The 13,175-nt window shown below is 63.6% G+C and carries 23 protein-coding genes; all 23 read right to left on the bottom strand.

The annotated features are described in order from the left end of the window. Positions 1–94: 94 nt before the first annotated feature. The 23 genes from rplO to fusA all read right to left on the bottom strand — a co-directional run bounded on the left by rplO (position 95) and on the right by fusA (position 13,150). A complete protein-coding gene (gene rplO, locus AAE027_RS04395; protein ID WP_370985640.1) occupies positions 95–580 on the bottom strand; it encodes a 50S ribosomal protein L15 in 486 nt (161 codons plus the stop codon). Between the two features lie 76 nt (positions 581–656). Beyond that, a complete protein-coding gene (rpmD, locus tag AAE027_RS04390; RefSeq protein ID WP_011088137.1) occupies positions 657–851 on the bottom strand; it encodes a 50S ribosomal protein L30 in 195 nt (64 codons plus the stop codon). Positions 852–876: 25 nt separating this feature from the next. Next, on the bottom strand, positions 877–1,473 hold the full coding sequence (gene rpsE / locus AAE027_RS04385; protein ID WP_014494507.1) for a 30S ribosomal protein S5: 597 nt from the start codon (positions 1,471–1,473) through the stop codon (positions 877–879). 47 nt (positions 1,474–1,520) lie between these two features. After that, positions 1,521–1,883 (bottom strand): 50S ribosomal protein L18, encoded by a 363-nt coding sequence (gene rplR, locus AAE027_RS04380; protein WP_080137236.1) that lies wholly within the window; start codon positions 1,881–1,883, stop codon positions 1,521–1,523. Positions 1,884–1,894: 11 nt separating this feature from the next. Next, positions 1,895–2,428 (bottom strand): 50S ribosomal protein L6, encoded by a 534-nt coding sequence (gene rplF / locus AAE027_RS04375; RefSeq protein WP_091894742.1) that lies wholly within the window; start codon positions 2,426–2,428, stop codon positions 1,895–1,897. A 16-nt stretch (positions 2,429–2,444) separates the two neighbouring features. Then, positions 2,445–2,843, bottom strand: a complete 399-nt coding sequence (gene rpsH, locus AAE027_RS04370; RefSeq protein WP_008549240.1) for a 30S ribosomal protein S8 — start codon at positions 2,841–2,843, stop codon at positions 2,445–2,447. A gap of 14 nt (positions 2,844–2,857) precedes the next feature. Beyond that, positions 2,858–3,163, bottom strand: a complete 306-nt coding sequence (rpsN, locus tag AAE027_RS04365; RefSeq protein ID WP_091894744.1) for a 30S ribosomal protein S14 — start codon at positions 3,161–3,163, stop codon at positions 2,858–2,860. 46 nt (positions 3,164–3,209) lie between these two features. Continuing rightward, complete coding sequence (rplE, locus tag AAE027_RS04360) at positions 3,210–3,767, bottom strand: 50S ribosomal protein L5 (protein ID WP_370985639.1); 558 nt, start codon at positions 3,765–3,767, stop codon at positions 3,210–3,212. After that, complete coding sequence (rplX, locus tag AAE027_RS04355) at positions 3,760–4,074, bottom strand: 50S ribosomal protein L24 (protein WP_024342453.1); 315 nt, start codon at positions 4,072–4,074, stop codon at positions 3,760–3,762. Before rplX ends, rplE begins: the two co-directional genes overlap by 8 nt. Further along, on the bottom strand, positions 4,074–4,442 hold the full coding sequence (gene rplN / locus AAE027_RS04350; RefSeq protein WP_008549246.1) for a 50S ribosomal protein L14: 369 nt from the start codon (positions 4,440–4,442) through the stop codon (positions 4,074–4,076). The genes rplX and rplN overlap by 1 nt, the downstream gene beginning before the upstream one ends. Before the next feature lie 84 nt (positions 4,443–4,526). Further along, complete coding sequence (rpsQ, locus tag AAE027_RS04345; RefSeq protein ID WP_008549247.1) at positions 4,527–4,775, bottom strand: 30S ribosomal protein S17; 249 nt, start codon at positions 4,773–4,775, stop codon at positions 4,527–4,529. Positions 4,776–4,788: 13 nt separating this feature from the next. Beyond that, positions 4,789–4,995: a 50S ribosomal protein L29 gene (gene rpmC, locus AAE027_RS04340; protein ID WP_011088144.1), complete on the bottom strand. Its 207-nt coding sequence runs from the start codon at positions 4,993–4,995 to the stop codon at positions 4,789–4,791. Positions 4,996–5,000: 5 nt separating this feature from the next. After that, the gene (rplP, locus tag AAE027_RS04335; protein ID WP_035709578.1) at positions 5,001–5,414 is read right to left on the bottom strand and encodes a 50S ribosomal protein L16; all 414 of its coding nucleotides are present in this window, start codon (positions 5,412–5,414) and stop codon (positions 5,001–5,003) included. 30 nt (positions 5,415–5,444) lie between these two features. Further along, the gene (gene rpsC / locus AAE027_RS04330) at positions 5,445–6,170 is read right to left on the bottom strand and encodes a 30S ribosomal protein S3 (protein ID WP_014494500.1); all 726 of its coding nucleotides are present in this window, start codon (positions 6,168–6,170) and stop codon (positions 5,445–5,447) included. A 17-nt stretch (positions 6,171–6,187) separates the two neighbouring features. Beyond that, entirely contained in the window at positions 6,188–6,574 is a 387-nt protein-coding gene (gene rplV, locus AAE027_RS04325) for a 50S ribosomal protein L22 (RefSeq protein WP_008549264.1), read from the bottom strand. 10 nt (positions 6,575–6,584) lie between these two features. Then, positions 6,585–6,863 (bottom strand): 30S ribosomal protein S19, encoded by a 279-nt coding sequence (gene rpsS / locus AAE027_RS04320; protein WP_008136357.1) that lies wholly within the window; start codon positions 6,861–6,863, stop codon positions 6,585–6,587. Positions 6,864–6,875: 12 nt separating this feature from the next. Further along, positions 6,876–7,709, bottom strand: coding sequence for a 50S ribosomal protein L2 (rplB, locus tag AAE027_RS04315; RefSeq protein ID WP_060736369.1), 834 nt, complete (start codon positions 7,707–7,709; stop codon positions 6,876–6,878). A gap of 12 nt (positions 7,710–7,721) precedes the next feature. Beyond that, positions 7,722–8,024 carry a 50S ribosomal protein L23 gene (locus AAE027_RS04310; protein ID WP_018647244.1) on the bottom strand — a complete coding sequence of 101 codons (303 nt, stop codon included), beginning with the start codon at positions 8,022–8,024 and terminating at the stop codon, positions 7,722–7,724. Further along, positions 8,021–8,641 carry a 50S ribosomal protein L4 gene (gene rplD, locus AAE027_RS04305; protein ID WP_091894751.1) on the bottom strand — a complete coding sequence of 207 codons (621 nt, stop codon included), beginning with the start codon at positions 8,639–8,641 and terminating at the stop codon, positions 8,021–8,023. The genes AAE027_RS04310 and rplD overlap by 4 nt, the downstream gene beginning before the upstream one ends. A gap of 1 nt (position 8,642) precedes the next feature. Beyond that, complete coding sequence (gene rplC / locus AAE027_RS04300) at positions 8,643–9,356, bottom strand: 50S ribosomal protein L3 (protein WP_025036993.1); 714 nt, start codon at positions 9,354–9,356, stop codon at positions 8,643–8,645. A gap of 98 nt (positions 9,357–9,454) precedes the next feature. Further along, positions 9,455–9,763 (bottom strand): 30S ribosomal protein S10, encoded by a 309-nt coding sequence (gene rpsJ / locus AAE027_RS04295; RefSeq protein WP_002712302.1) that lies wholly within the window; start codon positions 9,761–9,763, stop codon positions 9,455–9,457. An 83-nt stretch (positions 9,764–9,846) separates the two neighbouring features. After that, complete coding sequence (gene tuf, locus AAE027_RS04290) at positions 9,847–11,037, bottom strand: elongation factor Tu (RefSeq protein ID WP_027574053.1); 1,191 nt, start codon at positions 11,035–11,037, stop codon at positions 9,847–9,849. A 40-nt stretch (positions 11,038–11,077) separates the two neighbouring features. Then, positions 11,078–13,150 (bottom strand): elongation factor G, encoded by a 2,073-nt coding sequence (fusA, locus tag AAE027_RS04285; protein WP_091894754.1) that lies wholly within the window; start codon positions 13,148–13,150, stop codon positions 11,078–11,080. Between the last annotated feature and the right edge of the window lie 25 nt (positions 13,151–13,175).

The following is a 13,175-nucleotide window of genomic DNA, read 5'->3' as shown; positions in this document are numbered from 1 at the left end:
AGCGGACGCCGGACATTATCTGGGGCTCGGCTTCGATAAGTCCATCGTCCCGCATGCGTAAAGGCCCGCGAGGCGCGGGCCAATGACGCAGTTGTTACGCCGCCTCGCCTTCTTCCTTGGCCAGGGCGAGGATCTTCACCGAACCGCCGGCCTTCTCGACCGCCGCGATCGCGGTCTTGGAGGCGCCGTGCACTTCAATGTTGAGCTTGGACTTGAGCTCGCCGCGGCCGAGCAGCCGCAGGCCAGCCTTGGCGCGGCGCAGCACGCCGCCCTTCACCAGGGCCTCAACGTTCACGACGCTGCCGGCGTCGATCTTCTTGGCATCGACCGCTTCCTGGAGCCGGTCGAGATTGATCTCGGCGAACTCGACGCGGAAGATGTTGTTGAAGCCGCGCTTGGGCAGACGGCGATGCATCGGCATCTGGCCGCCTTCGAAACCCTTGATGCGCACGCCCGAACGCGCGGTCTGGCCCTTGCCGCCGCGGCCGGACTGCTTGCCCTTGCCCGAACCGATGCCGCGGCCGACGCGCATACGCTTCTTGCGCGAGCCGGCGTTGTCGGCGATATCGCTGAGCTTCATCGCCCTTCTCCTTGTGTCTTGCGCACGATCTTCACCGAAAACCGGGTGCCCGCTTTTCGGGATCCTGCGCCGCTTCTTACTTCTCGTCGACGATGCGGACGAGATGGTGAACCTTCTCGATCATGCCGCGGACCGCCGGGGTATCCGGCAGTTCGCTGGTGCGGCCGATCTTGTTGAGCTTGAGCCCGATCAGCGTCGAGCGCTGCGAGTGATGGCGGCGGATCGCGCTGCCAGTCTGCTCGAGCTTGATCGTCTTTGCGGCCTTGGCCATGGGAGTCTACTCCGAAAAGCTTCCGTTAGTCGGCAGCCGCCTCGGCGTCGCCGCCGATACGACGGGACTGGAGGGTGGACACCTTGATGTTGCGGCGGGCAGCGACCGAGCGCGGCGAATCCTGATGCTTCAGCGCGTCGAAGGTCGCGCGAACCATGTTGTACGGGTTCGACGAGCCGATCGACTTCGCCACCACGTCCTGGACGCCGAGCGTCTCGAACACGGCGCGCATCGGGCCGCCGGCGATGATGCCGGTACCGGCCGGGGCGGCACGCAGGTAGACACGGCCCGCGCCATGACGGCCGGCGATGTCGTGATGGAGCGTGCGGCCCTCGCGCAGCGACACGCGGGTCAGGTTGCGCTTGGCGGATTCGGTCGCCTTGCGGATGGCCTCAGGCACTTCGCGCGCCTTGCCGTGACCGAAGCCGGCGCGGCCCTTCTGGTCGCCGATCACGACCAGCGCTGCGAAACCGAAGCGCTTGCCGCCCTTGACGACCTTGGCCACGCGATTGATGTGGACGAGCTTGTCGACGAACTCGCTGTCGCGCTCCTCGCGCTCCCTGCGTTCACGTCCGCCGCCGCGTTGATCGCGTCCACCACGTTGTTCGCGTTCAGCTGCCATGGTTTTTCCAATCCTTCAGAGGCTTACGCCTCAATCCTCAAATTCTGTTAGAAGCTCAGCCCGCTCTCACGCGCCGCGTCGGCAAGAGCCTTGACGCGCCCGTGATAGAGATAGCCGCCGCGATCGAACACGACTTCCTTGACGCCCTTCTCCACCGCGCGCTCGGCGAGCAGCTTGCCGACCGCCTTCGCCGCATCGATGTCGGCGCCGGTCTTGCCGCCGTCGCGCATCGATTTCTCGAGCGAGGAGGCAGAGGCCAGCGTCTCGCCCTTGAGGTCGTCGATGACCTGGGCGTAGATGTGCTTGGACGAGCGGAACACCGACAAGCGCGGACGGCCGCCACCGGAGCGGCGCAGCTTCAGACGCACACTCCGCTTGCGCCGGGCATTCGTAACCTTGGCTTTCGACATGACCGGCTCCGTTACTTCTTCTTGCCTTCCTTGCGGAAGATGAATTCGCCAACATACTTCACGCCCTTGCCCTTATAGGGCTCCGGCGGGCGATAGGCGCGGATCTCGGCCGCAACCTGGCCGACGCGCTGGATGTCGCTGCCCGACACGGTGATTTCGGTGGGCTTCGGCACGGCGATCGTGATGCCTTCCGGGATCGGATAGATCACGTCATGGCTGTAGCCGAGCGCCAGCTGGAGGTTCTTGCCCTGCATCGCAGCGCGGTAACCGACGCCGGTGATCTCGAGCTTCTTCTCGAAGCCCTTGGTGACACCTTCGACCAGATTAGCGACCTGGGCGCGAGCGGTGCCATACAGGGCCCGCGCGCGGTTGGTCTCTGCCCGCGGCTTGACCTTGATCTGGCCGCTCTCGAGCTTCACCTCGACGTCGTCATGGACGACGAACTGAAGCTGGCCCTTCGGCCCCTTCATCTTGACGGTCTGCCCATCAACGGTCGCGGTAACACCCGACGGAACCGCCACAGGCCTTTTGCCAACACGTGACATGGATGAAAAATCCTTCTCAGAACACCGTGAAGAGGACTTCACCGCCCACATTCGCGTCGCGCGCGCTGTGGTCGGCCATGATCCCCTTCGGCGTCGACAACACCGAAATGCCGAGCCCGTTGTTGACCCGCGGCAGAGCCTTCACCGAGGCGTAGACGCGACGCCCGGGCTTGGAAACACGTTCGATCTCGCGGATGACAGGCTCGCCGTCGAAATACTTCAGCTCGATCTCGATCTCGCTGCGGCCCGAGGGATGCTCGAGCGTGGCGTAACCGCGGATGTAGCCCTCGGACTTCAGGACCTCGAGCACGTTCTCGCGCATCTTCGAGCCGGGCGTGGAGACCTTCGTCTTGGAGCGCATCTGCGCGTTGCGGATGCGGGTGATCAGATCGCTGATTGGATCGTGCGTAGACATCTAAACGACCCTCCTTACCAGCTCGACTTCACGAGGCCCGGGACCATGCCCCTGGAGCCAAGGTCGCGCAGCGCGATACGGGACAGCTTGTTCTTGCGATAATTCGAGCGCGGGCGGCCCGACAGCTCGCAACGCATACGGATGCGGGTCGCCGACGAGTTGCGCGGCATTTCCGCCAGCTTCAACGTCGCAGCGAAGCGCTCTTCCATCGGCAGCTTCTTGTCGGCGATGATCGCCTTCAACCGCTCGCGCTTGGCCGCGGCGTTCTTCACCATCCGCTTACGCCGGTTGTTCTTCTCGACTGAACTCTTCTTTGCCATGCTTGGCTCCTGGGTATCCGCGTTTGAGAGGCTTTAGGTCAGCGTCTCACTGCCGGAACGGGAAATTGAAAGCGGTCAACAAGGCCCTCGCCTCTTCGTCGGTCTTGGCCGTGGTGCAGACGGTGATGTCCATACCGCGGGCTTCCGCGACCTTGTCGAAGTCGATCTCGGGGAAAATGATGTGCTCCTTGATGCCGAGCGAGTAGTTGCCGCGGCCGTCGAAGCTCTTCGGGTTCAGGCCGCGGAAGTCGCGGACGCGCGGCAGCGCGACCGTCACCAGGCGATCGATGAACTCGTACATGCGTGCCTTGCGCAGCGTGACCTTGCAGCCGATCGGCTGGTTCTCACGCAGCTTGAAGGTCGCGATCGCGATGCGCGAATAGGTCACGATCGCCTTCTGGCCGGCGATCTGAGTCAATTCGGCAGCGGCGGTCTCGGCCTTCTTGCGGTCGTTGACGGAATCGCCAACGCCCATGTTCAGCACGACCTTGTCCAGACGCGGAACCTGCATGACGTTCTCGTAACCGAACTTCTCGGTCAGAGCCGTGCGGATCTTCGCATCATATTCCGCGCGCAGGCGCGGCGTGTAAGCGGCCTCAGCCATCGATCTCAGCTCCCGAGCTCTTGGCGATGCGGACCTTCTTGCCGTCCGCCAGAATCTTGAATCCGATGCGGGTCGGCTTTCCGTCCTTGCCGACATACGCGATGTTGGACAGTTGGATCGGCGCCTCTTTCGAGATGATGCCGCCCTCCTGGGCCTGCGTCTGCTTCTGGTGACGCTTGACCATGTTGATGCCGCGCACGAGCGCGGTGCCGGCGTCGGGACGCACCTCGAACACCTCGCCGGTGCGGCCCTTGTCGCGACCGGTCAGCACGACGACCTTGTCGCCCTTGCGGATCTTCGCAGCCATCACAGCACCTCCGGCGCGAGCGAAATGATCTTCATGTGGTTCTTGGCGCGCAGTTCGCGCGGCACGGGCCCGAAGATACGGGTGCCGACCGGCTCGGCCTGGTTGTTGATCAGGACGGCGGCGTTGCGGTCGAAGCGGATGACCGAACCGTCGGCGCGGCGGATGTCCTTGCGGACGCGCACCACGACGGCCTTCATCACGTCGCCCTTCTTCACCTTGCCACGCGGGATAGCTTCCTTGATCGAGACGACGATGATGTCGCCGATCGTCGCGTAGCGGCGCTTGGAGCCTCCCAGCACCTTGATACACATGACACGGCGTGCGCCAGAATTGTCGGCCACGTCGAGGTTGGTCTGCATCTGAATCATTGATGCACCTCGTCCTCTTTCTCTTTGCGCCAGCCCAGCCGGCGCTCAACATTTCCCTGAAATCAGTCGGCTAAAGCCAACAGATCAGGCGCTTTTCTTGTGCTCGCCCCGGATCACGACCCAGCGCTTCAACTTCGAAATCGGCTTCGATTCCTCGATCCACACCACGTCGCCCGGCTTGAACTGGTTGCTCTCGTCGTGCGCGTGATAATTCTTCGAACGGCGGATCGTCTTCTTGTAGATCGGGTGCGTGAAACGGCGATCGACGCGCACCACGATGGTCTTGGCTTGCTTGTCGCTGACGACCACGCCCTGCAAAGTACGTTTCGGCATCTTCGTAAGCCTCTTACTTCTTCTTGGCGCGCGTCTGCGCGGCGACGGTCTTGATCCGGGCGATGTCACGGCGAGCCTCGCGCAGGCGCGAGGTGTTCTCGAGCTGCCCGGTGGCGCGCTGGAAGCGCAGGTTGAAGCGCTCCTTCTTCAGGTTCAGGATGGCGTCATCCTGCTGGTCGGGGCTCATCGCGCGGATGTCTTCGATCTTCATCTGGGCCATGGCCATTACTCCGCAATGCGCTCGACGAAGCGCGTCTTGATCGGCAGCTTGGCGGCCGCCAGGGTCAACGCCTCACGCGCGATCTGGGTGTTGACGCCGTCGATCTCGAACAGCACCCGGCCCGGCTTGACGCGCGCGACCCACAGTTCCGGCGAGCCCTTGCCGGAGCCCATGCGGACTTCGGCCGGCTTCTTCGACACCGGAACGTCGGGGAACACGCGGATCCAGACGCGGCCGGCGCGCTTCATGTGGCGGGTCAGCGCGCGGCGGGCGGCTTCGATCTGGCGCGCGGTGACGCGCTCAGGTTCGGTCGCCTTCAGGCCGAACTGGCCGAACGCCAACGTCGCGCCCGAAGACGCAACGCCGTGGATGCGGCCCTTGTGCGCCTTCCGGAACTTCGTTTTCTTAGGTTGCATCATGGCTTTAAGCCCTCAAATTCTTGGTGCAGATCAGGCTGCAGCCGTATCGCGGCGCTGACGGCCACCACGATCACCACTGCCGCCCGTCTCGCCCTCGGCCATTCTCTTGTCCTGGGCCATCGGATCGTGCTCGAGGATCTCACCCTTGAAGATCCAGACCTTGACGCCGCAGGTGCCGAAGGTCGTGAACGCGGTCGCAACGCCGTAATCGATGTCGGCGCGCAGCGTGTGCAGCGGCACGCGACCTTCGCGGTACCACTCCATGCGCGCGATTTCCGCGCCGCCCAGGCGTCCCGAGCAGTTGATGCGGATGCCTTCCGCGCCGAGACGCATCGCCGACTGCACGGCGCGCTTCATGGCACGGCGGAACGCCACGCGGCGCTCGAGCTGCTGCGCGATCGACTCGGCCACCAGCGTCGCATCGAGCTCAGGCTTGCGGATCTCGACGATGTTGATGACGACGTCGGACGAGGTGATGTCCGCGACCTTCTTGCGCAGCTTGTCGATGTCGGCGCCCTTCTTGCCGATCACCACGCCCGGACGGGCCGAATGGATGGTGACGCGGCACTTCTTGTGCGGACGTTCGATCACGATGCGGGCGACGGCCGCCTGCTTGAGCTCCTTGTGCAGGATCTCGCGGATCTTGACGTCCTCATGCAGCAACTTGCCGTATTCCTGCTTGCCGGCGAACCAGCGAGAATCCCAGGTCCGGTTGATGCCGAGACGCAGACCGATCGGATTGATCTTTTGACCCATCGTGTTCTCCTGCGCCCTTAAGCGGCTGCTTCGGCTTCGACCTGACGAACGATGATCGTCAGCTGCGAAAATGGTTTGTAGACACGGCCCGAGCGGCCACGGCCGCGGGCGGCGAAGCGCTTCATCACGAGGCCGTTGCCGACGAAGGCCTGCGCCACGACGAGATCGTCGACGTCGAGATCGTGGTTGTTCTCGGCATTGGCGATAGCCGATTCCAGGCACTTCTTCACGTCGACCGCGATCCGCTTGCGCGAAAACTGCAGGTCGGCGAGCGCGGCAGACGCCTTCCGGCCGCGAATGAGCTGGGCGACCAGGTTGAGCTTCTGCGGGCTCACCCGCAGCATCCGGGCGACCGCCTTGGCCTCATTGTCGGCGAGGCTCCGTTCGCGCTTAGGTTTGCTCATCGTTTAATCCTCAAGCCTTCTTGGCTTTCTTGTCGCCGGAGTGGCCATGGAAGGTCCGGGTCGGCGAGAACTCGCCGAACTTGTGACCGACCATTTCCTCGTTGACGGCCACCGGCACGTGCTTCTGACCGTTGTAGACGCCGAAGGTCAGGCCGACGAACTGCGGCAGGATCGTCGAGCGACGGCTCCAGATCTTGATGACGTCGTGACGGCCGGACGCGCGCGCGGCATCTGCCTTCTTGAGCAGAGAACCCTCGACGAACGGGCCTTTCCAGACTGAACGAACCATGTCCGGCGTTCCTTACTTCTTCCGCTTGTGGCGGCTTAGGAGAATGAATTTGTTGGTCGACTTGTTGGTGCGGGTCTTCTTGCCCTTGGTCGGCTTGCCCCACGGAGTGACCGGGTGGCGGCCGCCCGAGGTACGACCTTCACCACCGCCGTGCGGATGGTCGATCGGGTTCATCGCAACACCGCGGTTGTGCGGGCGACGGCCCATCCAACGCTTGCGACCGGCCTTGCCGATCGAGGTGTTCATGTGATCCGGGTTCGACACCGCGCCGATCGTGCCGCGGCAACGGCCGTGCACCAGGCGCTGCTCGCCCGAGTTCAGGCGGATGATGACGTAGTCCTGGTCACGACCGACGAGCTGGGCGTAGGTGCCCGCGGAACGGGCGAGCTGGCCGCCCTTCCCGATCTTGACCTCGATGTTGTGGATGATCGTGCCGACCGGCATGTTGCCGAGCGGCATCACGTTACCCGGCTTCACGTCGACATAGTTGCCGGCGATGATGGTGTCACCCACGGCCAAGCGCTGCGGCGCCAGGATGTAGGCCTGCTCGCCGTCCTGATACTTGATCAGGGCGATGAAGCCGGTGCGGTTCGGATCATACTCCAGCCGCTCGACGGTCGCGGGGACGTCGACCTTCTCGCGCTTGAAGTCGACGGTGCGCAGCGTCTGCTTATGACCGCCGCCGCGGAAGCGCACGGTGATGCGGCCGGTGTTGTTGCGGCCGCCCGAGGACTTCTTGCCCTCGGTGAGCGCCTTCAGCGGCTTGCCCTTGTACAGGGCCGAACGATCGACCATGACCAGCTGGCGCTGGCCCGGCGTCGTGGGATTGAATGTCTTCAGTGCCATCGTCGTACGACCTTACAGACCGGTGGTGACGTCGATCCGGTGGCCCTCTTCGAGGGTCACGATCGCGCGCTTGGTGTTCGACTGCGAACCGAGATTACCGCGGAAGGCCTTGACCTTGCCCTTGCGGACCAGCGTGTTGACGCTCTTGACCTTGACGTCGAACAGCTTCTCGATCGCTTCCTTGATCTGCGGCTTGGTCGCCTTTGCGGCCACCTTGAACAGCACCTTGTTGTGCTCCGAGGCGATCGTCGCCTTTTCGGTCACGACCGGCGACAGGATCACGTCGTAGTGGCGAGGCTCGATGTTCTTCGTCATTTGAAGCGCGCCTCCAGCGCATCGATGGCGGCCTTGGTCAGAACGAGCTTCTGACGGCGCAGGATGTCATAGACATTGATGCCCTGGATCGGCAGCACGTCCATGTTCGGGATGTTGCGGGCCGCCGCGGCAAAGCCGTTGTTGAGCTCGGCGCCATCGATGATGAGCGCGTTGGTGAGCCCCAGGCCCGAGAAGTGACCGAGCAGCGCCTTGGTCTTGGCGGTTTCCAGCGCGGCCTTCTCGATCACGACGAGATCGCCGTCCTTGGCCTTGGCCGAGAGCGCATGCTTCAGCGCCAGCGCGCGGACCTTCTTCGGCAGGTCGGTGGCGTGCGAGCGCACCACCGGACCGAAGGCACGGCCACCGCCGCGGAACTGCGGCACGCGGGCCGAGCCGTGACGAGCACCGCCGGTGCCCTTCTGCTTGTACATCTTCTTGCCGGTGCGCCAGATCTCGGCGCGACCCTTGGCCTTGTGCGTGCCGGCCTGGCGCTTGTTGAGCTGCCACTGCACGCAGCGCGCGATGATGTCCTCGCGCGGCTCGAGGCCGAAAATGGCGTCGGACAGCTGGACCGAGCCGGCTTCCTTACCTTCGAGGGTGGTGACCTTCAATTCCATCTCACGCCTCCTGCGCAGCCGGAGCGGCTTCCGCGTCGCCAGCAACCTTGAACTTGCCGGGCTTCGGAGCTTCCTTCGGCAGCGGCTTCTTGACGGCGTCGCGCACGCGGATCCAGCCGCCCTTGGAACCGGGAACGGCGCCTTCGACGAGGATCAGGCCGCGCTCGACATCGGTCTGGACGACACGAAGATTGAGCGTGGTGATGCGATCGACGCCCATGTGGCCGGGCATCTTCTTGTTCTTCCAGGTCTTGCCGGGGTCCTGACGGCCACCGGTCGAACCGATCGAGCGGTGCGAGATCGACACACCGTGCGTGGCGCGCAGACCGCCGAAGTTCCAGCGCTTCATACCGCCGGCAAAGCCCTTACCGACCGAGGTGCCGGTGACGTCGACGAACTGGCCGACGACGAAGTGGTCGGCCTGGATCTCGGCGCCGACCGGGATCATGGCATCCGCGGTGACGCGGAATTCCTCGACCCGACGCTTCGGCTCGACCTTGGCGACGGCGAACTGGCCGCGCTCGGCCTTGGGCATGTAAACGGTCTTGCGGCTGCCAGAACCGAGCTGGAGCGCGACGTAACCGTTCTTCTCTTCGGTGCGGTGGCCTACGACCTGGCAATTGCCGAGCTTCAGCACGGTCACGGGGATATGTTCGCCGGCCTCCGTGAAGACCCGCGTCATCCCGACCTTTTGTGCGATCACTCCGGAGCGCATCGGCTTGCTTCCTGTTCTTTCTGTCCTTGCGGACTAGCTAATCTTCGTTGTGAGCGAGACCCGGTCCGAAAACCGTTGCCCACTTTTCGGGGTCTTGCTCAGAGCTTGATCTCGACGTCGACACCGGCGGCCAGATCGAGCTTCATCAAAGCATCGACGGTCTGCGGGGTCGGATCGACGATGTCGAGCAGGCGCTTGTGAGTGCGCATCTCGAACTGTTCGCGGCTCTTCTTGTCGACGTGGGGCGAACGGTTGACGGTGAACTTCTCGATGCGGGTGGGCAGCGGAATGGGTCCGCGGACCTGCGCGCCGGTGCGCTTCGCCGTGTTCACGATCTCACGGGTCGACGTATCGAGGATACGATGGTCGAACGCCTTGAGACGGATACGAATATTTTGGCCGTTCATTGCCGTGCTTTCTTTAGTGAGTGGCGAGTAGCGAGTAGCGAATAGAAATCCCTATTCGCCACTCACCATTCCCTATTCGCTTGTTACTCGATGATCGAGGCGACGACGCCGGCGCCGACGGTGCGGCCGCCTTCGCGGATCGCGAAGCGGAGCTTCTCTTCCATCGCGATCGGCACGATCAGGTGCACTTCCATCGCGATGTTGTCGCCCGGCATCACCATCTCGGTGCCTTCCGGCAGGTGCACGACACCGGTCACGTCGGTGGTGCGGAAGTAGAACTGCGGACGGTAGTTGGTGAAGAACGGGGTGTGGCGACCGCCCTCTTCCTTGGTGAGGATGTAGGCCTCGGCCTTGAATTTGGTGTGCGGCTTGACCGAACCCGGCTTGGCCAGAACCTGACCGCGCTCGACGTCCTCACGCTTGGTACCGCGGAGCAGCGCGCCGATGTTGTCGCCGGCCTGGCCCTGATCGAGCAGCTTGCGGAACATTTCGACGCCGGTGACGGTGGTCTTCTGGGTCGCACGCAGACCGACGATCTCGATTTCCTCGCCGACCTTGACGACGCCGCGCTCGACACGGCCGGTCACGACGGTGCCGCGGCCCGAGATCGAGAACACGTCTTCAACCGGCATCAGGAACGGCTGGTCGATCGGACGCTCCGGCTGCGGGATGTACTCGTCGACGTTGCGCATCAGCTCGAGGATGGCGTCGTGGCCGAGCTTCTTGTCCGAATCTTCGAGAGCGGCGAGCGCCGAACCCTTGATGATCGGAATCTTGTCGCCGGGGAATTCGTACTTCGAGAGCAGCTCGCGGACTTCGAGCTCGACGAGCTCGAGCAGCTCCGGATCGTCGACCATGTCGCACTTGTTGAGGAACACGACGAGCGCGGGCACGCCGACCTGGCGGGCGAGCAGGATGTGCTCGCGGGTCTGCGGCATCGGGCCGTCAGCGGCCGACACGACCAGGATCGCACCGTCCATCTGGGCGGCGCCGGTGATCATGTTCTTGACGTAGTCGGCGTGGCCGGGGCAGTCGACGTGGGCGTAGTGGCGGTTCGTGGTCTCGTACTCGACGTGCGCGGTCGAGATGGTGATGCCGCGAGCCTTCTCTTCCGGCGCCTTGTCGATCTGATCGTACGCGGTGAACGTCGCGCCGCCGGTCTCGGCGAGGATCTTGGTGATCGCCGCGGTCAGCGACGTCTTGCCATGGTCCACGTGACCGATGGTGCCGATGTTGCAGTGCGGCTTGGTACGTTCAAACTTTGCTTTGGCCATTTGACTCTCCGTTCAATCGTCAGCTTGAGACCGACGACAATCAGGCAAACTTCTTCTGGACTTCTGCCGACACGTTGGCCGGCGCTTCTGCGTAGTGATCGAACTGCATGGTGAAGGTCGCGCGACCCTGGCTCATCGAGCGCAGATTGTTCACGTAACCGAACATGTTCATGAGCGGCACCATCGCGTTGATGACGTTGGCGTTGCCGCGCATGTCCTGACCCTGGATCTGACCGCGCCGGGAGTTCAGGTCGCCGATGACCGAGCCGGTGTAGTCTTCCGGGGTCACCACTTCGACCTTCATGATCGGCTCGAGCAGGACGGACTTGCCCATCTGGAGCGCCTCGCGGAAGCAGGCGCGCGAGGCGATTTCGAAGGCGAGCGCCGACGAGTCGACGTCGTGATACTTACCGTCGACGAGCTGCACCTTGACGTCGACCACGGGGAAGCCCGCGACCACGCCGGACGACAGCACGCTCTCGAGGCCCTTCTCGACGCCGGGGATGTATTCCTTCGGCACCGCGCCACCGACGATCTTCGACTCGAACTCGTAGCCCTTGCCGGCTTCGTTCGGCTCGACGATGAACGACACGGCCGCGAACTGGCCGGTACCGCCGGTCTGCTTCTTGTGGGTGTAGCTGTGCTCGACCCGCTTGGTGACGCGCTCACGGAAGGCCACCTGCGGCGCACCGATGTTGGCGTCGACCTTGTAGGTGCGCTTGAGGATGTCGACCTTGATGTCGAGATGGAGTTCGCCCATGCCCTTGAGGATGGTCTGGCCGGACTCGTGGTCGGTCGACACGCGGAAGGACGGATCTTCCGCAGCGAGCTTGGCCAGCGCCACGCCCAGCTTCTCCTGGTCGGCCTTGGACTTCGGCTCGATCGCGATCTCGATGACCGGCTCGGGGAATTCCATCTTCTCCAGGATCACCTGCTTGTCCGGATCGCACAGCGTGTCGCCGGTGCGCGCTTCCTTCAGGCCGGCCAGCGCGACGATGTCGCCGGCATAGGCTTCCTTGATGTCCTCGCGGTTGTTCGCATGCATCAGCAGCATGCGCCCGATCCGCTCCTTCTTCTCGCGGGTCGAGTTCACGACGCCGGTGCCGCTCTGCAGAACGCCGGAGTAAATGCGGCAGAAGGTGATGGTGCCGACGAACGGATCGTCCATGATCTTGAACGCGAGCAGCGCCAGCGGCTCCTTGTCGTCCGCCTTGCGCACGACTTCGTTGCCCTTGTCGTCGGTGCCCTTGATCGCGGGCACATCGAGCGGCGACGGCAGGTAGTCGACGACGGCGTCGAGCAGCGGCTGCACGCCCTTGTTCTTGAAGGCCGAACCGCACAGCACGGGATAGAACGCACCGGTCAGCACCGCCTTGCGGATCAGGCGCTTGAGGGTCGCCTCGTCCGGCTCCTTGCCGTCGAGATAGGCGGCCATGGCGTCATCGTCGAGCTCGACGGCGGCTTCCACCATCTTCTCGCGGTATTCCTTGGCCTGGTCGACCAGGTCTTCCGGAATGTCGACATAGTCGAACTTCGCGCCGAGCGCTTCATCGTTCCAGACGACGCCCTTCATCTTCACGAGATCGACGAGACCCTTGAAGTTGTTCTCGGCACCGATCGGAAGCTGGATCGCGACGGGCTTGGCGCCCAGACGGTCAACGATGTCGGACAGGCACTTGAAGAAGTCCGCACCGATCTTGTCCATCTTGTTGGCGAAGACGATGCGCGGAACCTTGTACTTGTCACCCTGGCGCCAGACGGTCTCGGTCTGGGGCTCGACGCCCTGGTTCGAGTCGAGCACGCAGACGGCGCCGTCGAGCACGCGCAGCGAACGCTCGACTTCGATGGTGAAGTCGACGTGGCCGGGAGTGTCGATGATGTTCAGGCGCTTGCCGGCCCAGAAGGCGGTGGTCGCAGCCGAGGTGATCGTGATGCCACGCTCCTGCTCCTGCTCCATCCAGTCCATCGTCGCGGCACCTTCGTGCACTTCGCCGATCTTGTGGCTCTTGCCGGTGTAGTAGAGGATGCGCTCGGTCGTCGTCGTCTTGCCGGCGTCGATATGCGCCATGATACCGAAGTTACGGTAGTCCTCGATGGCATGTTGGCGGGGCATGGGGTGTTCCTTGCGAGTCCGTTTG

This window comes from Bradyrhizobium sp. DN3 (assembly GCF_041357655.1).
In the GTDB taxonomy this organism is placed as follows: domain Bacteria; phylum Pseudomonadota; class Alphaproteobacteria; order Rhizobiales; family Xanthobacteraceae; genus Bradyrhizobium.
This window is presented reverse-complemented; position numbering and strand designations above follow the sequence as displayed.